This is a genomic window from Mameliella sp. AT18, assembly GCF_028807275.1.
Classification (GTDB): domain Bacteria; phylum Pseudomonadota; class Alphaproteobacteria; order Rhodobacterales; family Rhodobacteraceae; genus Antarctobacter; species Antarctobacter albus.
On sequence record NZ_JARAMO010000312.1, the window covers coordinates 14,187 to 35,390 of the forward strand.

25 protein-coding genes are annotated in these 21,204 nt (G+C 66.0%); 9 read left to right on the forward strand and 16 right to left on the reverse strand.

Translation table 11 applies throughout. The features are described from left to right. Nucleotides 1-6 precede the first annotated feature (6 nt). Entirely contained in the window at nt 7-1,026 is a 1,020-nt protein-coding gene (gene trpD, locus PVW46_RS26225) for an anthranilate phosphoribosyltransferase (RefSeq protein WP_069209855.1), read from the reverse strand. Then, complete coding sequence (locus tag PVW46_RS26230) at nt 1,023-1,604, reverse strand: anthranilate synthase component II (protein ID WP_043139825.1); 582 nt, start codon at nt 1,602-1,604, stop codon at nt 1,023-1,025. The genes trpD and PVW46_RS26230 overlap by 4 nt, the downstream gene beginning before the upstream one ends. Nucleotides 1,605-1,791: 187 nt before the next feature. On the opposite strand from PVW46_RS26230, the gene PVW46_RS26235 reads away from it, so the two are divergent. Then, complete coding sequence (locus PVW46_RS26235) at nt 1,792-3,459, forward strand: divergent polysaccharide deacetylase family protein (RefSeq protein ID WP_069209854.1); 1,668 nt, start codon at nt 1,792-1,794, stop codon at nt 3,457-3,459. A gap of 3 nt (nt 3,460-3,462) precedes the next feature. Here the strand turns inward: PVW46_RS26235 and PVW46_RS26240 are convergent, their stop codons facing one another. From PVW46_RS26240 to PVW46_RS26260, 5 genes are all read right to left on the reverse strand, one after another. Continuing rightward, on the reverse strand, nt 3,463-4,128 hold the full coding sequence (locus tag PVW46_RS26240) for a DUF1638 domain-containing protein (protein WP_043139822.1): 666 nt from the start codon (nt 4,126-4,128) through the stop codon (nt 3,463-3,465). Further along, entirely contained in the window at nt 4,109-4,282 is a 174-nt protein-coding gene (locus tag PVW46_RS26245) for a hypothetical protein (protein ID WP_162846260.1), read from the reverse strand. The genes PVW46_RS26240 and PVW46_RS26245 overlap by 20 nt, the downstream gene beginning before the upstream one ends. A 93-nt stretch (nt 4,283-4,375) precedes the next feature. Continuing rightward, nucleotides 4,376-4,693, reverse strand: coding sequence for a YbjQ family protein (locus PVW46_RS26250; protein WP_043139820.1), 318 nt, complete (start codon nt 4,691-4,693; stop codon nt 4,376-4,378). Then, the gene (locus PVW46_RS26255; protein WP_069209853.1) at nt 4,693-4,908 is read right to left on the reverse strand and encodes a hypothetical protein; all 216 of its coding nucleotides are present in this window, start codon (nt 4,906-4,908) and stop codon (nt 4,693-4,695) included. Before PVW46_RS26255 ends, PVW46_RS26250 begins: the two co-directional genes overlap by 1 nt. Nucleotides 4,909-4,997: 89 nt before the next feature. Then, nucleotides 4,998-5,702: a corrinoid protein gene (locus PVW46_RS26260; protein ID WP_043139814.1), complete on the reverse strand. Its 705-nt coding sequence runs from the start codon at nt 5,700-5,702 to the stop codon at nt 4,998-5,000. Between the two features lie 173 nt (nt 5,703-5,875). On the opposite strand from PVW46_RS26260, the gene PVW46_RS26265 reads away from it, so the two are divergent. Further along, nucleotides 5,876-6,961 (forward strand): PA0069 family radical SAM protein, encoded by a 1,086-nt coding sequence (locus tag PVW46_RS26265; RefSeq protein WP_069209852.1) that lies wholly within the window; start codon nt 5,876-5,878, stop codon nt 6,959-6,961. Here PVW46_RS26265 and PVW46_RS26270 read toward each other — a convergent pair. Then, a complete protein-coding gene (locus tag PVW46_RS26270; RefSeq protein WP_043139809.1) occupies nt 6,958-7,230 on the reverse strand; it encodes a DUF4242 domain-containing protein in 273 nt (90 codons plus the stop codon). The genes PVW46_RS26265 and PVW46_RS26270 overlap by 4 nt on opposite strands. Before the next feature lie 115 nt (nt 7,231-7,345). On the opposite strand from PVW46_RS26270, the gene PVW46_RS26275 reads away from it, so the two are divergent. Next, a complete protein-coding gene (locus PVW46_RS26275; protein ID WP_069209851.1) occupies nt 7,346-8,281 on the forward strand; it encodes a LysR substrate-binding domain-containing protein in 936 nt (311 codons plus the stop codon). Between the two features lie 7 nt (nt 8,282-8,288). Here PVW46_RS26275 and PVW46_RS26280 read toward each other — a convergent pair whose 3' ends face one another. From PVW46_RS26280 to PVW46_RS26300, 5 genes are all read right to left on the reverse strand, one after another. Further along, on the reverse strand, nt 8,289-8,510 hold the full coding sequence (locus PVW46_RS26280) for a hypothetical protein (RefSeq protein ID WP_133065634.1): 222 nt from the start codon (nt 8,508-8,510) through the stop codon (nt 8,289-8,291). A gap of 121 nt (nt 8,511-8,631) precedes the next feature. Continuing rightward, complete coding sequence (gene bmt, locus PVW46_RS26285) at nt 8,632-9,645, reverse strand: betaine--homocysteine S-methyltransferase (protein ID WP_069209850.1); 1,014 nt, start codon at nt 9,643-9,645, stop codon at nt 8,632-8,634. Between the two features lie 125 nt (nt 9,646-9,770). After that, nucleotides 9,771-10,412, reverse strand: a complete 642-nt coding sequence (locus PVW46_RS26290) for a YdcF family protein (protein WP_069209849.1) — start codon at nt 10,410-10,412, stop codon at nt 9,771-9,773. Next, nucleotides 10,409-11,977: a glutamine-hydrolyzing GMP synthase gene (gene guaA / locus PVW46_RS26295; protein WP_043140068.1), complete on the reverse strand. Its 1,569-nt coding sequence runs from the start codon at nt 11,975-11,977 to the stop codon at nt 10,409-10,411. The genes PVW46_RS26290 and guaA overlap by 4 nt, the downstream gene beginning before the upstream one ends. Before the next feature lie 42 nt (nt 11,978-12,019). Continuing rightward, nucleotides 12,020-13,195: an alpha/beta hydrolase gene (locus tag PVW46_RS26300; protein WP_069209848.1), complete on the reverse strand. Its 1,176-nt coding sequence runs from the start codon at nt 13,193-13,195 to the stop codon at nt 12,020-12,022. 160 nt (nt 13,196-13,355) lie between these two features. Between PVW46_RS26300 and PVW46_RS26305 the strand changes: the two genes are divergently transcribed. Beyond that, nucleotides 13,356-13,535 carry a hypothetical protein gene (locus tag PVW46_RS26305; protein ID WP_069209847.1) on the forward strand — a complete coding sequence of 60 codons (180 nt, stop codon included), beginning with the start codon at nt 13,356-13,358 and terminating at the stop codon, nt 13,533-13,535. 78 nt (nt 13,536-13,613) lie between these two features. On the opposite strand, the gene PVW46_RS26310 is transcribed toward PVW46_RS26305, so the two are convergent. Further along, nucleotides 13,614-14,312, reverse strand: coding sequence for a DUF2270 domain-containing protein (locus tag PVW46_RS26310; RefSeq protein ID WP_052244384.1), 699 nt, complete (start codon nt 14,310-14,312; stop codon nt 13,614-13,616). Between the two features lie 135 nt (nt 14,313-14,447). Between PVW46_RS26310 and PVW46_RS26315 the strand changes: the two genes are divergently transcribed. Together PVW46_RS26315 and PVW46_RS26320 are read left to right on the forward strand one after the other, a co-directional pair. Next, on the forward strand, nt 14,448-14,789 hold the full coding sequence (locus tag PVW46_RS26315) for a Lin0512 family protein (protein ID WP_069209846.1): 342 nt from the start codon (nt 14,448-14,450) through the stop codon (nt 14,787-14,789). After that, nucleotides 14,786-15,097: a Lin0512 family protein gene (locus PVW46_RS26320; protein WP_083242334.1), complete on the forward strand. Its 312-nt coding sequence runs from the start codon at nt 14,786-14,788 to the stop codon at nt 15,095-15,097. The genes PVW46_RS26315 and PVW46_RS26320 overlap by 4 nt, the downstream gene beginning before the upstream one ends. Nucleotides 15,098-15,113: 16 nt before the next feature. Here the strand turns inward: PVW46_RS26320 and PVW46_RS26325 are convergent, their stop codons facing one another. Next, nucleotides 15,114-16,364: an OmpP1/FadL family transporter gene (locus PVW46_RS26325; RefSeq protein ID WP_069209871.1), complete on the reverse strand. Its 1,251-nt coding sequence runs from the start codon at nt 16,362-16,364 to the stop codon at nt 15,114-15,116. Nucleotides 16,365-16,731: 367 nt separating this feature from the next. Here PVW46_RS26325 and PVW46_RS26330 point away from each other — a divergent pair, with 367 nt between their 5' ends. Beyond that, nucleotides 16,732-18,276 (forward strand): trimethylamine methyltransferase family protein, encoded by a 1,545-nt coding sequence (locus PVW46_RS26330; protein WP_069209844.1) that lies wholly within the window; start codon nt 16,732-16,734, stop codon nt 18,274-18,276. Between the two features lie 28 nt (nt 18,277-18,304). On the opposite strand, the gene PVW46_RS26335 is transcribed toward PVW46_RS26330, so the two are convergent. Further along, on the reverse strand, nt 18,305-18,592 hold the full coding sequence (locus PVW46_RS26335) for a DUF6477 family protein (RefSeq protein WP_043139790.1): 288 nt from the start codon (nt 18,590-18,592) through the stop codon (nt 18,305-18,307). A 237-nt stretch (nt 18,593-18,829) separates the two neighbouring features. Between PVW46_RS26335 and PVW46_RS26340 the strand changes: the two genes are divergently transcribed. Then, on the forward strand, nt 18,830-19,945 hold the full coding sequence (locus PVW46_RS26340; RefSeq protein WP_052244382.1) for a DUF6456 domain-containing protein: 1,116 nt from the start codon (nt 18,830-18,832) through the stop codon (nt 19,943-19,945). A 224-nt stretch (nt 19,946-20,169) separates the two neighbouring features. After that, the gene (gene lipA, locus PVW46_RS26345; RefSeq protein WP_043139788.1) at nt 20,170-21,117 is read left to right on the forward strand and encodes a lipoyl synthase; all 948 of its coding nucleotides are present in this window, start codon (nt 20,170-20,172) and stop codon (nt 21,115-21,117) included. Nucleotides 21,118-21,204 lie beyond the last annotated feature (87 nt).

The window sequence follows — 21,204 nt, forward strand, 5'->3', positions numbered from 1 at the left end:
CGTGGGTCACGCGGCCTGCGTCGCCTTTGCCAGCGCCTGCACCTTGCCGAGCGCCGCACCGCTGTCGATGCTTTCCCGCGCCAGCGCCGCGCCCTCGCGCAGGTCGGCGGATTTGCCCGCGATGGTCAGCGCGGCGGCGGCGTTCAGCAGAACCGCGTCGCGATAGGCCGATTGCGCACCGTCCAGAAGGGCGCGGAAGGCGCGGCCATTCTCCTCGGGCGTGCCGCCGACGATCTCCTCGAAGGGGTGCACGGGCAGGCCTGCATCCTCGGGGTGCAGTTCGGCCTCTCGGATGCTGCCGTCCTCTTCCAGCGCGGCGATCCAGCTGACCCCGGTGATGGTCAGCTCATCCGTGCCGTCCGACCCATGCACCAGCCAGGCGCGCTCGCTGCCCAGTTGGCCCAGGGTTTCGGCCATCGGGCGGATCAGCTCGCGCGTGAAGGCGCCGGTCAGCTGGCGCTTGACGCCCGCCGGGTTGGTCAGTGGCCCTAGGATGTTGAAAATCGTGCGCGTGCCCAGCTCTGTCCGGACCGGGCCGACATGGGCCATCGCCGGGTGATGCATGGGCGCCATCATGAAACAGATCCCGACCTCGGCCAGCGCCTTTTCGACCTTGTCGGCGGGGATCATGACCTCGATCCCCATCTGCCCCAGCGCATCCGCCGCGCCGGACTTGGACGAGAGGTTGCGGTTGCCGTGTTTCGCGACCGGCACACCCGCACCGGCCACGACAAAGGCGGTCGCGGTCGAGATGTTCAGCGTGCCCTTGCCGTCACCGCCGGTGCCGACGATGTCCATCGCGCCCGTGGGCGCGGCAACCTTGTTGCACTTGGCGCGCATGACGGCGGCGGCGGCGGCGTATTCGTCCACCGTTTCGCCGCGCGTGCGCAGTGCCATCAGCAACCCGCCGATCTGGGCGGGGGTGGCTTGTCCGTCAAACAGGATCTGAAAGGCGGTCTCGGCCTCGGCGCGGGTCAGGGGGCGGTCGGCAGAGGTGCCGATGAGGGGGCGAAGATCGTCGCTCATGCCGGCACCTTCATCGCGTCGAGGAAGTTGCGGAGCATGGCATGGCCATGTTCCGAGGCGATGGATTCGGGGTGGAACTGCACGCCGTGAATGGGCAGCTCGCGGTGCATCAGGCCCATGATGGTGCCATCGGCCAGTTCCGCCGTCACCTTGAGGCTGTCGGGCAGGTCGGCTCGACGCACCACCAGGCTGTGATAACGGGTGGCTTTCAGCGGCGAGGGCAGGCCCGCAAACACGCTTTCGCCCTGGTGATGGATTTCGCCCATCTTGCCATGCACGATCTCGTCATGGCGTACGACCGTGCCGCCAAAGGCCTGACCGATGGTCTGATGCCCAAGGCAAACGCCCAGCAGAGGCATGCGAACCTCGGCAGCGGCCTCGGTCAGGGCAAGGCAGATGCCCGCCTGGTCGGGGTCGCAGGGGCCGGGGGACAGCACGATGCCCTCGGGTTTCAGCGCCATCGCCTCTTGCACGTTCAGGGCGTCGTTACGCCAGACCTGTACCTCTGCGCCCAGCTCGCCCAGGAAATGGACGAGGTTGTATGTGAAACTGTCGTAGTTATCGATCAGGAGCAGCATGGCGCGGGTCGCCTTTGGACTAACGTTTACAGGTCTATAGAGCGGGGACGTGATCGGGGGCTGGCGGCCCGGGGCCACGTCGCGGTATACATGCGCAGGCCCTCCCGGTGGCGTCAAGCCCGCCAGGGGGACCGGACTGCAGGACAAAGGCGCCGGGACAGGCGCGCAAGAGGTCGGAGAGAGCAGCATGGTACGGGGTTTTCTGTCTGGGGCGATCTGGGGCGTGGTCTTTTCCGGGGCCGGGCTGGCGGCGGTATCGCTGAACACGCCATTGCCCGAAGGCCCGGCCATCGTGCCGCCACCGGGCGGGGCGGTGGACAGCAGCCTGCTGGACAAGACACCCGATGCGGAACCGGATGCAGGACCCGACGGCAAGCCGGTGGCCCAGCCCGATCCGGACATTGAGACAGTGGATGACCCGGCCCCCGATGCCTCGGCGCCGCGCGTGGTCGAGACACCCGAGGCGGGCGATGTCGCCGACCCGAAACCGGACCTGTCAGAGCCGGGACGCCGCCCGGTGCCCGAAAGCGGCGTCGACCGGCCTGCCGCGCCGGCTGGGGCACCAGCCGCGCCCTCGGGGCCCGTGGCAGTAGGGGCGGATACCGCGCCACCCGCGGCCCCCCGGGTCGGCGGGGCGCCGGATGCACCAGAGGGCGCTGCCCCGGCTCCGGATGGAGCAGCGCCGGTTTCCATCGGGCGTGACGCGCCGGTCAAACCGGGGGCAAAGACCTCGGCCCCCGGCGCACCCCGTCCCGAAGCCCAACCGATCATCGTCACCGGCCCGGCCCAGCCGCCGGCCCCGGTCGTACCCGACGGCGACAGCGCACTGGTGACCGAACGGGTGGACGGGCCCGATGCGGCCGACGCCGCACCGGTGGACCCGGCGCCGGTCGATCCTGCACCCGAGGCGCCCGAACCCGCCGCTGCCCCCGATCCGGACGCGCCCGCGTCAGAACCCGATGGGCCGCGCGCGGCGACCCTTGCTCCGGATCCGGCGCTGGAACCCGTGCTGGAAACGACGGAACCCGCGCCAGAGCCCACGGGACCGGCCATCGGCAAACCCGCGCGCTCGCTTGTGGATCGCGCAGCGCCTGCCGCCCCTGATCCAACCCCCGAACCGGAAGACACCGAACCCGCCGCGCCGCCCTCTGCGCTGGCAGCCCTGCCTGCGGACAGCCCGCTGGTGCGGTTCGCCGCCCCGGTCGAGGTGGCCAGCGATGTGCCGCGCATGGCCATCGTGCTGATCGACTACGGCAGTGGCCCGCTTGGCCCCTCCGGGCTGGAGGCTTTTCCCTTTCCGGTGAGCTTTGCCATTTCTCCCAACCATCCGGACGCCGCCGCCGCGGCCCGGGGGTATCGGGACCTGGGATTCGAGGTGCTGGTGCTGGGGGACATGCCCGACGGTGCCCAGGCCGCCGATGTCGAGGTCGCGATGGAGGGGCTGATGCGGGCGGTGCCGGATGTCGTGGCCGTGCTTGAGGACCCGGATGGCGACCTGCAGGAGACCCGCGATGTGTCGAGTCAGGTTGCGACCTTTCTTGCGGATAGCGGGCATGGGTTGATCACCCAGCCCAAGGGGCTGAACACGGCGCAGAAACTGGCGCTGAAGGATGGTGTGCCCTCTGTCACGCTGTTCCGCGATTTCGACGGTGAGGGACAGGACGCGACGATGATCCGCCGCACCCTGGACCAGGCAGCCTTTCGCGCCCGGCAAGAAGGCGGCGTGGTCATGATGGGGCGGCTGCGCGCCGACACGATCTCTGCGCTGGTGCTCTGGGGGTTGCAGGATCGCAGCGGCACGATCGCGCTGGTTCCCACCTCACTCGTACTGGCCGAGTCGCTGGCGGCGGAGTAAGGGTCAGGCGGTGGCCGGTGCGTCGGCCCAGCCTTCCAGCACGCGCGCCAGGTCGCCGTAACCCGTATAGCGCCGCTCAAAGGCAAGGCCCATCCGTTCGGCGCAGGCTTCGGCCCGGGCGGTCAGCTCGGCATCCTCGGTTTGAGCGAGGTAGACCAGTTTCTCGTAGTTGCCGAAATACATCTCGCGCAACTGTGGATGGCGGTCCAGTCCCAGCGGTTTCCAGACGAAGGCATCGAACTGGCGGCAAAGGAAATCCGTGAGGTAGAAGGCGGTGACCTCGTCGCGGGCCTCGAAGGCCGCAAGCCCGTCGAAGAAGGCATAGCAGTGCGGGCCGGGGACCATCTCGATCCCCATCTTGTCGCAGGCGGCCTGCAACAGCCCGCCGGTGCCGCAATCGGCGTAAACAACACAGATACGCGCGTAATTGGGGCGGTGCTTGTCGACCGCAGCGCGCACGGCATCTGTGATCTTTTCCGGGTGGTTGTGCAAAATTGCGGGCAGGCAGGCGAGGTCGATATGCTCCCAGCCATTCAGCCGGATCAGTGCCAGGATCTCTCGGGCGAGCGCACCGCAGGCCAGCAGAAGGATGCGACCCTCGCCTTCGGGGCGCAACCCGTCCTCTGTCAGGGCACGGTCGGAAAGCGCGTCAGGTGCGGCTGTCGTCATAGGGGACATGGGCAAGCGCCCAGCGGGCCAGTAGTGCAAGCGCCAGCAGGACCGGCACCACCGTCAGAACCCCGAAAGAAGACACCGCCCAGACCGTCAGACCAGCCGCCACGATCACGGCGCATACAAGCAGGGCAAAGGATGTCACGGGCATTGGGCTCTCCTTCCTTACTGTTTAATATGGGCCAAAGGTTACGAAAGAAAAACCCCATTCGCGCTTTTGAGGCATCAATACGCGCGGTGGTGCTTACTGCGACAGCTTGACGGCCGTGCCATAAGCGACGATCTCGGAGGCGCCTTTCGCGATGGCAGAGGTCTGCATCCGCATGGATACGATCGCATCGGCGCCAAGCGCCTCGGCCTCGGCGGCCATGCGGTCCAGCGCCTGTTCCCGGGCGCCCGCCATCAGCGAGGAATAGCCCGTCAACTCTCCGCCGACGAGCATCTTGAGCGCGGCGACGATGTCCGTGCCCAGGTGTTTTGCCCGCACGGTGGCGCCGCGCACAAGACCAAGCGAGGCGGTGATTTCGCGCCCGGCGACCTGTTCGGTGGTGACGATCAGCATCAGTGTTTCATCCCGTCGTAATGGTCGTCTTCGGCATTGCCGACCCGTTCGGCGATGACCCGGTAGAGGATATAGCCCACCAGCGCCGCAGGCAGCAGCGCCAGCCATGCGAAGGGCACGCTGAACGAGGCCAGAAGCATCATCCCAAGCCAGAAGGTCACGGCGCTGCCGGCCAGGACGCAGACGATGATCAGTACGAGTCTGTCGAGTTTCATGGCACTCCCCTCTGCATCCATTCTGACCGCAGGGGGCGCAAAAGAAAAGAGGCGGGACCCGGGCCCCGCCTCATCGACCGGCAGCTATGTCAGCCGGCCGCCATCTGGTTGTGCTTGCGCGAGATGAATTCCTTGGCGGTTTCCACCGCCACGGCCGCGTCGCGGCAATAGGCGTCGGCGCCGATCGCCTTGCCGAATTCCTCGTTCAGCGGGGCGCCGCCGACCAGCACGACATAGTCGTCGCGGATGCCCTGTTCGACCATCGCGTCGATCACCACCTTCATGTAGGGCATGGTGGTGGTCAGCAGGGCGGACATGCCGAGGATGTCGGCCTCTTCCTTCTGGATCGCCTCGATATAGTTTTCGACCGGGTTGTTGATGCCCAGATCGACCACCTCGAAGCCGGCGCCTTCCATCATCATGGACACCAGGTTCTTGCCGATGTCGTGGATGTCGCCCTTGACGGTGCCGATAACCATCTTGCCCTGCTTGGGCGCGCCGGTTTCGGCCAGCAGCGGTTTCAGGATGGCCATGCCGCCCTTCATCGCGTTCGCGGCCAGCAGAACCTCGGGGACGAACAGGATGCCGTCGCGGAAGTCGTGGCCGACGATGGTCATGCCGCCCACCAGTGCCTTGGTCAGGATGTCGTAGGGGGCCCAGCCGCGCTCGAGCAGGATGTTCACGCCTTCTTCGATCTCTTCCTTGAGACCGTCGTAGAGGTCGTCGAACATCTGCTGGACGAGTTCCTCGTCATCGAGTTCGGAGAGGATGATGTCTTCTTCTTCATCGGACATGGCGCGGTTCCCTTGGCTTGGCATGGCATCGCATGCCGTCGTTTGAACGACTATTCGTCGTTTTCTGCAGATTTCAATTGGCGGATTGCGACATTGGGTAAAGCTGGACCGACCTGCGACACCCAAGTGCCGCGAATCTTGCCAGTGTTCCCGTTGTGTTCTAACTTGTCGGCATGAAACCCCCATCCCGCCCTGTCGATCCCGAACGCGCCCGCGGCCGCGCCGCGACGAGTCGCGACTGCGGCCGCTACGAACGGCTGCGACGAGAGGATGCGCATGATGGATGGGACCTGCCGGAAGAGGGCGGGGTGTTCCGGACCGAGGTCAGCGAGGAAGTGCCGCGCAAGGTGATCACCTACGTCCGTTCGCCGGACCTGCCCTTCGACAGGTCGCTGAACCCGTACCGAGGCTGCGAACACGGTTGCATCTACTGTTTCGCGCGGCCAACCCATGCCTGGCTGGGCCTGTCGCCCGGCCTGGATTTCGAGACACGGCTTGTGGCGCGGCCCGCCGCGCCCGAGGTGCTGGCCCGCGAACTGCGAAGCAGGCGCTACCAGGTTGCGCCGCTGGCCATCGGCACCAACACCGATCCCTACCAGCCGGTCGAGCGTGACCGGGGCATCATGCGTGCCTGCCTTGAGGTGCTGCGCGATTTCCGGCACCCGGTGGCCATCGTGACCAAGGGTGCGCTGATCGAACGCGACATCGACATCCTGTCGGAAATGTCGGCGCAGGGACTGGCGCGGGTGGGCATATCCGTGACCACGCTGGACCCGGTCCTGTCGCGCCGGATGGAACCGCGCGCGCCCGGGCCGCAGCGCCGCTTGCAGGTGATTCGACGGCTGACAGAGGCGGGTATCCCGGTGCGCATCATGGCCTCGCCCATGATCCCGGCCCTGACCGACCCGGAACTCGAGTCGATCCTCGAGGCCGGGGCAGAGGCGGGCGCGGATGCGGCCAGCTGGATCATGCTGCGTCTGCCGCTGGAGGTGGCCGACCTCTGGCAGGATTGGTTGCATCAACACTATCCCGACCGGGCCGGGCGCATCATGGGCCACCTGCGCGACATGCACGGCGGTGAGGTCTATTCCTCGAAATGGTTTTCCCGCATGCGCGGCGAGGGCCCCTATGCCGACCTGGTGGCCGCCCGTTTCCGGCGCGCCGCGCGGGCGCTGGGGCTGGACCGCGACCAGCCCGCGCTGCGCTGCGATCTCTTTGCCCCGCCTGCACGAATGGGCGACCAACTGAGCCTGTTTTAGCCGGCGGTTGTCGGGTCGATGCGGGTCTTGATCTCGGTAATCGTGTCGGCAGGAAAGCCGCTCAACTGTGCGTGTTCGCGGATCGCATCCTCGTCCTCTGCCAGGTAGACGCAGAAGGTCTTGTCGCCGGCGACATAGGAATGGTTCCACTGCACCCGAGGCGACAGTTTCGCCAGGGCGGCATTCGATGCGCTGGCCGCGCCGCACAGTTCGTCCTGCGTCATGGACCCGGCGCCGGGAATGTTGCGTTCGATCACATAGGTCTTCATCTGGGCCTCCCTGGTGGACAAGACTTTGTTGTCTCATCCCCAGTAGAGCGCAGTTCTGTCCTGCGATCATTTGAGTTATTCTATCCGACGGGTAACAGAATGTTGTCGAGGGAGCATGCCGCTTTCGCATCTCAATGCGTGGCGGGCGGTGGATGCCGTTCTGAGCGAAGGCTCGGTGGCGCGCGCAGCCGGAGAGCTGGGCGTGACGCAGGCCGCCGTCAGCGCGCAGATACGCCGGCTGGAAGAACGGCTGGGCCGGACGCTGTTCCGGCGCACCTCCGGAGGCTTGGAACCGGTCGAGGATCTGGCTGGCATGGCCCATGCGCTGCGCAGCGGGTTCGTGAGCATCGCCTCGGTCCAGGACGCGCTCTGTTCGGGGCAGGTCGAGCGGCGCGTGGCGCTGACCGTCACCCAGACCTTCGCGGAAAGCTGGCTGCCCCACCACCTGCCGGATCTTTTTGCCCAGGTCGGTGCCGTGGACCTGCGCATCGACACCAGCTGGGAGGTGGTGGACCTGGCCAGTTCCGATGTGCATTTTGCCATCCGCTTCATGGCGCCGCCCGGCCCCGGCTACGGTGCGGTCGACCTGTTGCCCAGTGGGGTGGTGCCGGTCTGCACGCCGGATTTCGCCCGCCGCTACGAACTGTCCCCCGGCCAGACGGATCTTGGCGCCGTGCCGATCGCCCATATCGACGTGCCCACCTCGGACGCGGCCTGGCTGGATTGGCAGGGCTGGAGCCGTGCCACTGGCATCGACATATCCAGCGCCAGCGGCGGGCCGCAGTTCGCGTTGCAGGGCAGCGGAGCAAGGATTGCCCGGGCCGGGATCGGCCTGGTGCTTGGCGGGTTGTCCGACGTCGTGCATTCCGTGGAAAGCGGCGCCCTGATCATGCCTTTCGGAGCGGAATCCGTTGTCCCGGCGCAGTACTGGCACCGGCTGTTGTGGTACGAAAAGCGCCCGCTGGGTCCGTTTCAGCGCAAGTTCCGGGACTGGATCAGCGCCCGTGCCGCCGATGACCGTGACAGGATGCGCGTGCTGTTCGGTGTCTGACCGGGTCCTAGCCGTTGTCGACGACCAGCCGGACCATGCCATAGCGGCCCAGGGTCTGGGCTGTGTCGCGTTCAGGTTCGGCGTCGAATGCTGCATCGTGCAGGCCCAGCTCATCCATCGCGACACGCCGTGCAACGCGCAGTGCTGCCCTTGTCGCTTGTCCGCCATTGACCTGTAGATACCTTTCAAGATCGCTCAGAACATCCGCGACCCATCTGTGATCCGCCATGATTTACCCCTTACCTGCCAACCGAATCCCATCCGGGTCGGCGGGACGAAGGTAGGGCATGGGAATTAACCAGACCTTGATCCGGATCGAAGTGGCGGACGCGAAATCCGCCACTGTCCGGTCAGCCGCGCCGACGCCGTCCCCGGCGCTCGCGGGTGGGGCCGTCGTCGCCCGTGCCGTCGCTGTCGGACGAGAACCCACCCAGCATGCCGGTGATCTGTTCCAGCGTCGGGCGCGGGCCCTTTTCGCGGGTTTCCAGGGCCGTGCGCATGGCCTTGAGGTGTTCGGGCATCGTGCCGCAGCAGCCGCCGATGATCCGGGCACCGGAATCGCGCGCCATGACCGCGTATTCGGCCATCAGCTCGGGCGTGCCGTCATAGTGGATATGACCGTCGACGTATTTCGGGATGCCGGCGTTGCCCTTGGCGATGATCGGACGTTCCGTGCCCTGTGCGGCGAAGCCCAGCACCGTGCGCAAGAGGTCAGACGCGCCGACGCCGCAGTTGGCCCCGAAGCCCAGCGGCGGGTTGGGCAGGCCCTCGACCATCTTGACCATGTCGGCCGAGGTCATGCCCATCATCGTGCGCCCCGCGGTGTCGAAACTCATGGTGCCACACCAGGGCATGCCCACGTTGGTAAAGGCCTCTGCGGCGGCCTTGTATTCCTCGGGGGCCGAGATCGTCTCGACCCAGAGTACATCCGCGCCGCCGTCCTTGAGGCCCGCGGCGGTTTCCTCGAACATCTCGACCGCGCGTTCGTGGGTCAGGTTTCCGGCCTCGCCCATGATCTCGCCCGTCGGACCGACAGAGCCCGCGACGATCACCTCGCGGCCCGAGGCATCGGCAATCTCGCGGCCCAGTTCGGCCGCAAGTTTCGACAGTTCATAGGCGCGATGCCCGGCCTCGTGCAGCTTCAGCCGCGAGGCATTGGCGCCGAAGCTGTTGGTCAGGAAAAGATCCGATCCCGCCTCGACCGCGCCGCGGTAAAGCGCGCGGATCTTGTCCGGTTCATCCTCGTTCCAGAATTCGGGGGCATCCCCGGACTGCAGACCCATGTTGAAGAGGTTGGTACCCGTCGCCCCGTCCGCCAGCAGCCAGTCGCGCTGTGCCAGGGCCCGGGAAAGTGCGTCGCTCATCGTTCTTGCCTTTTCCGGACGTCGTTGATTTGCGTGTTTCACATCTGCCCACTGGAGGCAAATTCATAATCATCATCATTGTCATGAGGGTTGTTTGCCACACCAAGGGGCAGATGTCGGCCCGATCAGATCAGCAGGACCTCGGGCAGTTGGTTTTCCAGACCCATCGCGCGGCCCAGCGACCACGCCCCGGCGCGCAGGATGTTGACGCCCCAGGCCGCGACCTCCCGCGCCAGAAAGAGGGCCCGGTGGGGCAGGCGCCGGCCGGGTTCTGGGCTGGCGCAAATCGCCGCGGGCCGCCCGGCCCAGAAGAAAGAAGCCTTGGCCCGCCAGGCGTGAAATGCCTCTGTCACCACGATCAGGTCGGCGTCGGGTGGTAGGGACGGGCGCGAGAACAGGGCATTCTGCAAGGTCGACAGCGAACGGGATTCCAGGCTGAGGGCCGTGTCCGGCAGGCCTTTTTCCCGGGCAAGGCGGGCCAGCAGGGTGGCATTGCTGCTGCGGCCATCGGGTCCGCCGCCGGTCAGGTGCAGGTGCTGAGCAAGCCCGCGCCGGTAGAGGCGCACCGCTGAATGGACGCGGCCTGTTTCCGCGTCCTGCACTGCCTTGCGCTGTTCGTCGCCGCCGCCGAGGACAACCGCGATGTCATACGAACGGTCGACGCTGCTGCAGGCCGGGGTCAGCAGCAGCGAGCCCAGTGTCAACGCCACGCAGGCAAGGGTATAGATGACCGCCGCGCGGACCAGCCAACGCAGCAGTCGTGTCATTCCCACTCGATCGTGCCCGGGGGTTTCGAGGTGATGTCATAGGTGCAGCGGTTGATGCCCTTGACCTCGTTGATGATCCGGGTGGCGGTTTCGCCCAGGAACTCATGGCTGAACGGGTAGTAATCCGCCGTCATCCCGTCGACCGATGTGACCGCGCGCAGGGCGCAGGCATAGTCATAGGTGCGCCCGTCGCCCATCACGCCCACGGTGCGGACCGGCAGGATCGCCACGAAGGCCTGCCAGATCTCGTCGTAAAGGCCGTGCTTGCGGATCTGGTCGATATAGATCGCATCCGCCTTGCGCAGGATCTCCAGCTTTTCGCGGGTGATCTCTCCGGGGCAGCGGATCGCCAGGCCGGGGCCGGGGAAGGGGTGGCGGCCGATGAAGGAGGCGGGCAGGCCCAGCTCATGCCCCAGCGCGCGCACCTCGTCCTTGAACAGTTCGCGCAGCGGTTCGACCAGTTTCAGCCCCATCTTTTCCGGCAGGCCACCGACGTTGTGGTGCGATTTGATCGTCACGGAGGGTCCGCCGCTGAACGACACGCTTTCGATCACGTCCGGATACAGCGTGCCCTGCGCCAGGTACTCGGCGCCGTCGATCTGGTCGGCGTATTTCTGGAACACGTCGATAAAGAGCTTGCCGATGGTCTTGCGCTTGACCTCGGGGTCGCTGACGCCCTCCAGCTCACCAAGGAACAGGTCCTGTTCCTGCGCGTGGATCACCTGCAGGTTCATGTGGTCGCGGAACATGCCCACGACTTCCTCTGCCTCGTGCAGGCGCAGCAACCCGTGGTCGACAAAAACGCAGGTCAGCTGCTCGCCAATCGCCTCGTGCAGCAGCGCCGCCGCGACCGAACTGTCGACACCGCCCGACAGCGCGCAGATCACCTTGGCGTCGCCCACCTGTTCGCGGATCTTGGCGATGGCCTCTTCGCGGTAGGCGCCCATCGTCCAGTCGCCCTTGAACCCGGCGGCGCGTACGAAATTCTCGTACAGGGTCTTGCCGTTGGGCGTGTGGTGCACCTCGGGGTGGAACTGCACCGCGTAGAAATTGCGCGCGACATCCGCCGTAATCGCAAAGGGCGCCCCCGGCGAGGTGCCGTAGACCGCGAAACCGGGCGCGATTTCCGAGACGTGGTCTCCGTGGCTCATCCAGACCTGCTCGCGGCCCGACCCATCCATGAACCAGCCGTTCAACATGTCGATCCGGGTTTCGCCGGGAACGACATAGGCGCGACCGAACTCGGCGGTGCCTTCGCCGGCCACGACCTTGCCGCCAAGGTCCTGCATCATGACCTGCTGGCCATAACAGATGCCCAGGATCGGCACGCCCAGGTCATAGACGCCTTTCGGCGGGCGCGGGCTGCCCTCTCGGGTCACCGAATCGGGCCCGCCCGAGAAAATCACCGCCTTTGGCGCGAAGTCGGCCAGGAAGGCCTCGGTGACGTTCTGGTAAGGGTGGATTTCGCAATAGACATTCAGCTCGCGCAGGCGGCGCGCAATCAGCTGCGTCACCTGGCTGCCAAAGTCGATGATGAGGAGGCGGTCGTGCTGGGTCTCGGTCATGCCTTCCATTAGGCAGGGCCGCGGAAAAGTGCAATCGCGCTGTCAGCCTTCGGCCAGAAAGGCCTCTGTCCGGGAAAGGACCTGTTCCCACGCCGGGTCTTGCGGCAAGAGCATGTGACTGCGGCTGTCCAGCCGGACGAATTGCGCCCCTTTCAGATGCGCGGCCAGTTTTAAGCCCTGGCTGAGCGGGTGGATGGCATCCTGTTCGGCATGAAAGATCAGCGCGGGGACGTCGACGCGGGACAGGTCCTCGGTCACGTCGAAACGGTCGATGACCTGGCGCAGGGTGACGGCGGTCTCGGGGCTGGCGCTGGACAGTTGCATCCGCACCAGTTCGTCACGCTGTTCACGCGTGGCGTCCGGTGCGAAGAGCGTGGAAAAGGCCTGCATGAAAGGGCTGTCGGCCTTGCCCCAGCCTGCCCGGATCATGGCGAGGATGGTCTCTTCGTCCACGTCTTCGGTCCCGGTGGCGCGGTGCACGCGGCCTTGAACGTAGCCGCCGACGATCACCATGCGCCGCACCCTGTCGGGCCAGCGCGCGGTGAAGCGGATGGCAACCGGCGCGGCCTGCGAGGCGGCGAAGAGGTCGAAATGGTCGAACCCGGCGGCATCGGCCACCGCCGCCATGTCCTCGGCAAAGACGTCGATGCCGGTCAGCGGCGCATCCCGCGCCGACAGTCCGGTGCCGCGCAGGTCATACCGCAAAAGCTGGTGACGCTGTGACAGACGTTCGATCAGCGGTCCCCAGACGGTGCCGCCCCGGTCCAGTTCGAGGTGCGACAGCCAATGCCCGATTCGCATCAGGGGCGGGCCGTCGCCGGTCAGGCTCCAGGCGATGGCGCTGCCGTCCTGCGACAGGGTATAGGCGACCTCGGTCGGGGTGGTCGTGGGGGGATGCGCGGCCAAGGGGGCGTCCCGCAATTCGGCCACAAAGGACAAGCCGCGCCGTGGGATCGTGCGCAGAACGCCCTGTTCCTTGCCGGAATCGCCCACGGCTGCCCGCGCTGCGCTGATCCGTGCCGCGATGGTCGCATCCGAGACGGCAAGGCCTTTCCAGACCACTTCGACCAGCTCGTCCTTGGGCACCACTCTTCCGCCGGACTGTGCCATATGCGCCAGCAGGTCAAAGACCTGCGGCTCCAGGTGCACTTCCTGCGTGCCCCGGACCAATGTCCGCCGGTCAAGGTCGAGCGCGCAGTTGTTGAATCTCAGGATCATGCGACCAGTTTCCGGCAATCCCGGCGCCATTGGCAAAGGTTTTCGCAAGGGCAGGGGGAAAGACAAGGATTTCACAAGACAAGGACAAGACCTTCTTCAAGCGCGGCAGGCCGTTTTCCGGTCAGATGAGGTCATGCCATCCCAGACCCGGAGACAGACCATGACCCAGCAGGACACCAGGATCCGCACCCGCCCCGACGGTTCCATCGACACGGCCTATTACATGGCGCGCGGTCGCCACATGCGCTCGCAGGCGGCCCATGCCATGTTTTCGCCTGAACCCGCCAAACCCCACCGTCGCCGTGGCTTTGCCCGGTTGTTTGGTGGTGTCCCGGCCTGACGCGCCCGGCCAGCCGTCAGGCCCGGCCCCGCGTGCCGAAAAGGGGATGTCCCTTCTCCGGTGCGTGGGGCACCTTGTTCAGCCCATCGAATGAGATTTGACGCGCCCGCGCTGCCGGCCCCGCTTCACGTCCGACTGCCACGACCAGAGCGCCATGCCCGCCGCTGCGGCGACATAAAGGACGCCGGCCACGATCAGGACCTCACCCGCCACTGGCCCGACATCGGCGCGAGACACCGCCTCGTCCCAGGTTTTCACCGGGGTCGGATGCACCGCCAGTTTCCCGGCAAAGGCCAGCGACTGGATCAGCAGAATCCACAGGTAGTTCGAGCGGATTCGGCGCCCCACGGCGGTCATCAACGTGACGTGATAGGTGGGCCGCAGGTAGTCGGCGGCCAGCGTCTTCTGCCAGTTTTCTTCCAGGTGCAGGTCGCCATCGTCCAGCATGGGGGCGTAGAAATGCTGTTCCATCCAGCGGCAGCGCGCGCGCCAGACGTTGAAGTAGCGGTAGCGCCGCGCCTCCAGCATCAGGAACAGCAGGATCAGGACACCCACCAGCACCAGCGGCAGGGGTGAGGCCCCCGGTGCCGAGAAAGAGATCGACAGCGCGACGCCCAGCGTTACCACCGCCCAGTTGGTTGTCGTGTCCAGCCGGGTGCGCCAGATCGTGCTGCGATAGACCTCGCCCCGGTAAAGATGGGCAACCGCGGTGATCTCGGATGAACTCAGCGTCTTGCGCTCCAACTCGGGCGCCTCTGCTGCGGCCTCTCCTCCCATGATGCCGGATTCCTTTCCTTTTTCGTTCACTCTGCCGCGTCTCTGCGCAGAGGTCAAAGTCGCATCGCCGTTTCGCCGCTTGACCCCGGCGCGGTGGTCTGGCTCCTCTGGGGCAACCGACGGGATGGAGGGCACATGCAGGTATTGACGGAATTCGGCCTGGGCACCTCGCTCAGGCGGGGCGATTACACGGAGGCCTCGGCCCGGGCGCTGCGCGATCTGTTGTGGAAGGCCTCGATCAACGCCGCGGAATGGCTGGGTCGCGAGAAGTCAGAGATGCGGTTGGCGGTGCGCGTGGCGGTACAACAGCCCGATCTCGTGGACCGGGCTGAACTGGAAAAGGTCTTTCCCTACGGCGAGGCGCAGATCGAGGTGGTCTTTGGCGGACTGGACGTGCCGCGCCCCGAAGGGCAGGGCAATCCCACCGTCATGGCGCTGGCCGCGCTGACCGTCTCCTTTGCGGAGGTGGCACCATGAGACAGCGATTGATCGTGCAGATGGGCATGGGCGTGGGCGAAACCGCCGGACTGGCCGCAGAGCGCGCCATCGCCTCGGCGCAGGCGCGTGCGGTCCTGCATGTGGATGTGGATTGCGCGGTGCATGTCACCCTGGGTGTGCCCGAGGCAGCGGAGCTGGACACCAGCGGGGTGAACCGGGCTTTCGGCGCCGCTGAGGTCGAGGTGCGCGTGGTGCCCGGCGGCATGTCCGTGCCGCAACCGGGGGGCGCCGCGCTGGTCATGGTCAGCGCGGCGATCGAGGTCTTTCCGCTGGGGCCGGTGGCCTGACAGCAGGTGACCCGGTCTACCAGCGGTAGGTCAGGCCCAGGGCGATCTCGTTCTGGGACATGCGGGCGCGGACCTCTTGCGGCACGCCGGTCAGCGCCGGGTTGGTGCCCTTGATGCTGTTGTCAAAGGCATGTGTCCAGGACCCGGTGACGCCCCAGCGGTCGTTGATCCGGTACGAGGCGCCCAGCGAGGCATGCCATTGCGGCGCGGCCGGGGTCAGGCTGTTCATGACCGCGTTCTTGCCTTCGGCGAAGGCGCTGGCATGGCTGATCCCGCCGCGAAAGGTCCATGTCTCATTGTGCCGATAGATGGCAGCGACGCGCCAGATGTCCATGTCCGTCCAGCCGAATCCGATCCCGTTGTCAGCCCCCAGCGGCCCTTGCGGCGGTGCATTCGGGTTCGAGATGGCCGGAATTTCGCCGTAGAAAATGCGCTGATATTCGCCCGTAAAGGTCCATTTCGGCGCGGTTTGCGGCGTGTAGGCCAGGCCGATGGTGGCCGAGGCGGGGATGTCGAAACCGCCTTGTTCGGCGAAAAGTCCAGCATACTTGTCGAACATCTGCATCTCGATTCGCGTCCGGTAGGAGGCGCCGAAAGCCAGCCCGTTGCCCGGTTCCCAGAGGATGCCCAGGTTCGCGCCCCATCCGTGGGACCAGTCGTCGCCTCGGTTGGTGACATTGCCCGGCGCGGTCGACATGAAGGAAAACGCCTCCAGCCCCGTGGCACTGAACCGCTGCACCGCCAGGATCGGCGAGACGCCCACCGTCACCTGGTCGGACAGTTTGTAGGACAGGTTGAGGCTGATGAAGGCCTGTTCGAGGTTTACCCCCAGCGGTTCGGATCCGGCGCCGAACCCGGCAAAGAAGTTTGTCCCGTACTCGGTGTTCATCCCCCCGTTCCCAAACAGAAATGCGCCGAAGGTCAGTCGGTCGTTCAGCACCCAGTTTGCGCCGCCGCAGGGGATCAGGAAATAGTCGTTTCGGCTTTTGTGGGTGCCGGGGGTCAGTGGGCCGCCCGGCGCGATCTCGACCGAGCGGTCGGGTAGAAAGCTTGTCAGGCATAGACCGGCCATGTTGCCGACCTTGTGGCCCATCGCCGGGTTCTGGGCCAGGCCAAGGACGCCCGAGGGCACCGCGACACCAGCCCCGGCCATCCCCTTGGAGGCGCCTCCGAATCCGTTTGCGAAATAGCCGTTCGTGGCCTCTGCCGGGCCTGTGCCCAACCCGCAGAGAACCAGTGCGCCGGCCGTGAGGCCGCGCAGTTTCATGAGCACCATCCCGGGTGTCCCTCCCTTGTCAGCGACCGCTGTCCGGCCTGCTTTGGATTTGGTTTGTCCGCCCCGTCGTTGCAGGCCGGATTTTGTATTCCGTAATTTTGATATTAAGCATTCGGAATGTAACTTGTCACCAAATATTATTCTCCGGGTCATCAAAACGGGATCGTCCCTCCAGCGGTCCGATTCCCGGCGGGCAGGGGCAAGGGGCCGCCCGCATGGCAAAGACCGGTGGAGGAATGTCGCTTTTTCCCCGCACCTGCCGGAAAAGACCGATGGACCCCCTGCGCGAAGCGTTAGAACGGGGAATGATCCGGCGGGCCGATGACGGCTCCGCCCCCGCAGACGAGGGCTGAAACAGATGGCAGAAGCAGCAGCGCGCAAACGGTCCAGAGGTGGCGGCGGTGCCGCACGCCGCGCGGAACGGACCTCGGTCCAGGTGGAGACCGCTCGTTACATCGAGCGAAACATCCCCAACATGGAGCTGCTGGACGAAGCCGCTCTGGAGATGATCGAAGAGCACGCCGAAACGGTGCTCGAAGAAGTCGGCGTCAACTTCGTACAGAACCCCGCGGCGCTGGAGCGTTGGCGGGCCGCTGGCGCCAATATCGACGGCGAGCGCGTGCGCATTCCGCGCGGCCTTGCCCGCGAGCTGGTCAAGACCGCACCGTCGCGTTTTACCCAGCACGCCCGCAACCCGGCCAAATCCGTCGAGATCGGCGGCAACAGCCTGGTCCTGGCCCCGGTTTACGGCCCGCCCTTCGTGCGCGACGCCGACGGCGGCCGTCGCTACGCCACGATCGAGGATTTCCGCAAGTTCGTGAAGCTGGGCCAGATGTGCAAATGGCTGCACCATTCCGGCGGCACCGTCTGCGAACCCACCGACGTGCCTGTGAACAAGCGTCACCTGGACATGCTGCTGGCGCATATGACCCTGTCGGACAAGCCCTTCATGGGGTCCGTGACCGAACCCAGCCGCGCGCAGGACAGCGTGGACATGGCAGGCATCCTGTTCGGCAAGGAATTCGTGCAGGAAAACACGGTGATGACCTCGCTCATCAACATCAACTCGCCGCTGACCTTCGACGACGTGATGATGGGCGCTCTGGAAATCTACGCGGCCAACAACCAGGCTTGCATCATCTCTCCGTTCATCGTGGGTGGTGCGATGGCGCCGGTTTCGGTCGCGGGCACGCTGGTGCAGGTGCTGGCAGAAACGCTGGCGGGCGTGGCCTATTCGCAGCTGGTACGTCCGGGCGCGCCGGTCATCATGGGCGCCTTCGTGACTTCCATCGACATGAACTCGGGCGCGCCGACCTTCGGCACGCCGGAAGCGTCGCAGGTCACTTATGGCGCCGGGCAGCTGGCGCGGCGCCTGGGGCTGCCGTTCCGGTCGGCCGGGTCGTTCTGCGGCTCGAAACTGCCCGATGCACAGGCCGCCTACGAGACGGCGAATTCGCTGAACATGGGCCTCTTGTCCGGCGTGAACTTCATGCTGCATTCCTGCGGCTGGCTCGAAGGCGGGCTAGTCGCCTCGTTCGAGAAGTTCGTGATGGATGCCGACCAGCTGGGCACGCTGCACAAGATGGCGCAGGGTGTGACGGTGAACGAGGACACGCTGGCGATGGATGCGATCCGCGAGGTCGGTCCGGGCGGTCACTACCTGGGCTGCGCTCATACGCAGGCCAACTTCAAGACCGCCTTCTGGCGCTCCGAGGTCTTCGACTACAAACCCTACGAAACCTGGTCCGAAGAAGGCGCCCGCGACACCGTCGCCCTTGCGACCGCCCGTGTGCAGAAGCTTCTGGATACCTACCAGCAGCCGATGCTCGATCCCTCGATCAACGAGGCGCTCAACGCCTACGTGGCAGAGCGCAAGGCCTCGATGCCCGACGCATTCTCCTGAGGGTCGGGCTGAAAGATTGCGGGCGGCCTCAGTAGGCCGCCTCGCGCAGGATACGGGCCTCGCCCATCATCGCGGTCAGCACCTCGACATGGCGGCTGACCGAATAGGCGGCGTCATCGGCATGGCGCCGCTCGTTCAGTTCCGCCTCGATCTCGACCAGCCGCATCAGCGCGGCGCCGGGGCGGGGCAGGGCGCCATATCCCAGCAGACGGTTGAGGTGGGGATTGCGCCGATAGTCCTGCGCCCCGATGCGCGCCGCGCGGATCAGCAGCCGCGGGCGGCGCAGGTCGTTCAGCAAACCAAGAATGTCTTTCATCGTCTCGCTCCATGCAGTTCGCGTCATGCGAATACCGGCTGACTATGCACAGCTTTGGCGAGTGTTGCGTGCGGGGCGTACGGTCCGAACGCAGAGTTCAGAACTAGTTTAACTTTCTTATAAACAATCACTTTTGCGGTGTTCTGTTAACTGTCCAGTAAGGAACACACGTTTAGGTTGCTCAAGTTGCCACTGGGGATAAGTCTGTGGAAATTACCCCTTTTTCAGTATGCGCCCATGCGTGACGCGCGGCTCGACATCCCGGCGGATCATCTGCCGAACTGGGTGCCCGATGCGGCGCGCGTCTACCTTGCGCATACCGAACAGGGGTGCTCGATCCGGGAACTCGCGCGGCAAGCTGGGTGCCACGCGTCGACCGTCCTGCGACAGGTGCGCAGGATCGAGACCCGCAGGGACGATCCTTTGGTTGATGCGGCTTTGTGCAACCTGGGGGCTGCCGGGGAAACGGATCCGGCACAAGAGACCAGAAAGGACACGGACCCGATGAACGCTGCCATGACACCCACGCCGCCGGACGAGGCCACGCTCGCCCGCGAGGCACGGCGCGTGCTGCGCCGATTGTGCGAAAGCGGCGCAGTGCTGGCCGTTGCGGTCGAGATGGACAAGGCCGTGGTCGTGCGCGACACCGGCGATGGCGGCAGCACGCGCACCGCCGTGGTGGATGTTGCCGTTGCCCAGGCGATGGCGCTCAAGGACTGGATCGGCTGCGATGCGCCGGGGCGGATCTCTCGCTATCGCATCACCTCGGCGGGGCGCGCGGCGCTCAACCGCCTTGTCGCCGAACAGGAAAGCCGTGTTCGCGGCTTTGCCGAGGCCCAGGCCGGGTTCGAGACCGGGCGCGACGCCGAGGCCGCGCTGGACGAGGTCGAGCGCGATCCGCGGGCCCGCAAGGGGCGCTACATGCTAGCCGAAAGCCCGCTGACCGCCCTGGGGCGGCGCCGGAGCAAGGATGGCGAACCCTTCCTGTCCGACGAACTCATCGCCGCGGGCGAACGTCTGCGCGAGGATTTCGAGCTGGCCCAGATGGGGCCGCGCACGGCGCAGAACTGGGACCAGTTCCTGACCGCCGGTGTTGTCACGGCCCCCGGCGGGCAGGAGGACAGCGGCTCCGCAGCCGCGCAGGCCCGCCTGCAGGCGGCGCTGCGCGACCTGGGCCCCGGCCTTGGGGACGTGGCGCTGCGCTGCTGCTGCTATCTCGAAGGGCTGGAGACCACGGAAAAACGGCTGGGCTGGTCGGCCCGGTCGGGCAAGATCGTGCTGCGCATCGCGCTGCAGCGTCTGCGCCGCCACTACGAGGAGCGCAGCAAGGGGGGCGGTGACCTGATCCGCTGACGCAAGCTCTGCCCCCAGGGCAACCCCGACAGACACCTCTTGCATGGCCCCGGGGCGGCATCACGCCGCTCCGGGGCCTAAGCTTTTGAAACACCGGGGAAAGGTGCAGGGGGAAATCGTTAACATCGGGGATAGGCCGCAGGGACTGCGGCCGGGTACTCTGGAAACGCCCCCTGCATTACGGTAGTAAGGGTAAGGTCCTTGCCACATGAGGGGAAATTTCCGTGCGCGATCTCAAAATGCCCGCCGAACGCCACCCGGAGAAGGCACATCGCCCGGACAATGCGCAGCCGAAGAAACCGGAGTGGATCCGGGTCAAGGCGCCCGGCGGCAAAGGCTATGCCGAGACGCGCCGGATCATGCGCGAGCACAACCTGGTCACCGTCTGCGAAGAGGCAGGCTGTCCCAACGCGGGCGAATGCTGGAACCAGGGCCACGCCACCATGATGATCATGGGAGAGATCTGCACCCGCGGCTGCACCTTCTGCAACGTCGCCACCGGGCGGCCCGATGACCTCGACGTGTTCGAGCCGGGCCGCGTGGCGGATGCGGTGCAGAAACTGGGCCTGAACCACGTCGTTATCACCTCGGTCGACCGCGACGACCTGGACGATGGCGGGGCCGAGCATTTTGCCCAGACGATCCGCGCCGTGCGCCACCGGGCCCCCGGCACAACGATCGAGATCCTGACGCCGGATTTCCTGAAATGCGGCCCAGAGGCGCTCGAGATCGTGGTGGCCGCGCGCCCCGACGTTTTCAACCACAACCTGGAAACCGTGCCCGGCCTTTATCCGACCGTGCGTCCCGGCGCGCGCTATTTCCACAGCTTGCGCCTGTTGCAGCGGGTCAAGGAGATCGACCCGTCAATCTTTACCAAGTCGGGCATCATGGTGGGCCTGGGCGAGGACCGGCAGGCGGTCACGCAGATCATGGATGACATGCGCGCGGCGGACGTGGATTTCCTGACCATCGGCCAATACCTGCAGCCCACGCCCAAACACCACCGCGTCGACCGTTTCGTGACCCCCGAGGAATTCGCCAACTACGAGAAAGCCGCCTATGGCAAGGGCTTCCTCATGGTGTCCGCGACACCGCTGACGCGCTCCTCTTATCATGCCGGGGACGATTTCGCGCGGCTGCGCGCGGCCCGCGAGGCGCGCCTCGCCAACTGAGGCACAGGGCGCGACCGGGGCGTGATCCAAAGGCCTGCTGCCGCAGGCTGAATCCGACCTTGGATGCCTGACGCTTTCGTTTCTTTG

Bases quoted from the DNA above. Each gene is read 5' to 3' on its own strand.
- trpD (WP_069209855.1), bottom strand. From the start codon at position 1,026: ATGAGCGACGATCTTCGCCCCCTCATCGGCACCTCTGCCGACCGCCCC.
- PVW46_RS26230 (WP_043139825.1), bottom strand. From the start codon at position 1,604: ATGCTGCTCCTGATCGATAACTACGACAGTTTCACATACAACCTCGTC.
- PVW46_RS26235 (WP_069209854.1), top strand. From the start codon at position 1,792: ATGGTACGGGGTTTTCTGTCTGGGGCGATCTGGGGCGTGGTCTTTTCC.
- PVW46_RS26240 (WP_043139822.1), bottom strand. From the start codon at position 4,128: ATGACGACAGCCGCACCTGACGCGCTTTCCGACCGTGCCCTGACAGAG.
- PVW46_RS26245 (WP_162846260.1), bottom strand. From the start codon at position 4,282: ATGCCCGTGACATCCTTTGCCCTGCTTGTATGCGCCGTGATCGTGGCG.
- PVW46_RS26250 (WP_043139820.1), bottom strand. From the start codon at position 4,693: ATGCTGATCGTCACCACCGAACAGGTCGCCGGGCGCGAAATCACCGCC.
- PVW46_RS26255 (WP_069209853.1), bottom strand. From the start codon at position 4,908: ATGAAACTCGACAGACTCGTACTGATCATCGTCTGCGTCCTGGCCGGC.
- PVW46_RS26260 (WP_043139814.1), bottom strand. From the start codon at position 5,702: ATGTCCGATGAAGAAGAAGACATCATCCTCTCCGAACTCGATGACGAG.
- PVW46_RS26265 (WP_069209852.1), top strand. From the start codon at position 5,876: ATGAAACCCCCATCCCGCCCTGTCGATCCCGAACGCGCCCGCGGCCGC.
- PVW46_RS26270 (WP_043139809.1), bottom strand. From the start codon at position 7,230: ATGAAGACCTATGTGATCGAACGCAACATTCCCGGCGCCGGGTCCATG.
- PVW46_RS26275 (WP_069209851.1), top strand. From the start codon at position 7,346: ATGCCGCTTTCGCATCTCAATGCGTGGCGGGCGGTGGATGCCGTTCTG.
- PVW46_RS26280 (WP_133065634.1), bottom strand. From the start codon at position 8,510: ATGGCGGATCACAGATGGGTCGCGGATGTTCTGAGCGATCTTGAAAGG.
- bmt (WP_069209850.1), bottom strand. From the start codon at position 9,645: ATGAGCGACGCACTTTCCCGGGCCCTGGCACAGCGCGACTGGCTGCTG.
- PVW46_RS26290 (WP_069209849.1), bottom strand. From the start codon at position 10,412: ATGACACGACTGCTGCGTTGGCTGGTCCGCGCGGCGGTCATCTATACC.
- guaA (WP_043140068.1), bottom strand. From the start codon at position 11,977: ATGACCGAGACCCAGCACGACCGCCTCCTCATCATCGACTTTGGCAGC.
- PVW46_RS26300 (WP_069209848.1), bottom strand. From the start codon at position 13,195: ATGATCCTGAGATTCAACAACTGCGCGCTCGACCTTGACCGGCGGACA.
- PVW46_RS26305 (WP_069209847.1), top strand. From the start codon at position 13,356: ATGACCCAGCAGGACACCAGGATCCGCACCCGCCCCGACGGTTCCATC.
- PVW46_RS26310 (WP_052244384.1), bottom strand. From the start codon at position 14,312: ATGGGAGGAGAGGCCGCAGCAGAGGCGCCCGAGTTGGAGCGCAAGACG.
- PVW46_RS26315 (WP_069209846.1), top strand. From the start codon at position 14,448: ATGCAGGTATTGACGGAATTCGGCCTGGGCACCTCGCTCAGGCGGGGC.
- PVW46_RS26320 (WP_083242334.1), top strand. From the start codon at position 14,786: ATGAGACAGCGATTGATCGTGCAGATGGGCATGGGCGTGGGCGAAACC.
- PVW46_RS26325 (WP_069209871.1), bottom strand. From the start codon at position 16,364: ATGAAACTGCGCGGCCTCACGGCCGGCGCACTGGTTCTCTGCGGGTTG.
- PVW46_RS26330 (WP_069209844.1), top strand. From the start codon at position 16,732: ATGGCAGAAGCAGCAGCGCGCAAACGGTCCAGAGGTGGCGGCGGTGCC.
- PVW46_RS26335 (WP_043139790.1), bottom strand. From the start codon at position 18,592: ATGAAAGACATTCTTGGTTTGCTGAACGACCTGCGCCGCCCGCGGCTG.
- PVW46_RS26340 (WP_052244382.1), top strand. From the start codon at position 18,830: ATGCGTGACGCGCGGCTCGACATCCCGGCGGATCATCTGCCGAACTGG.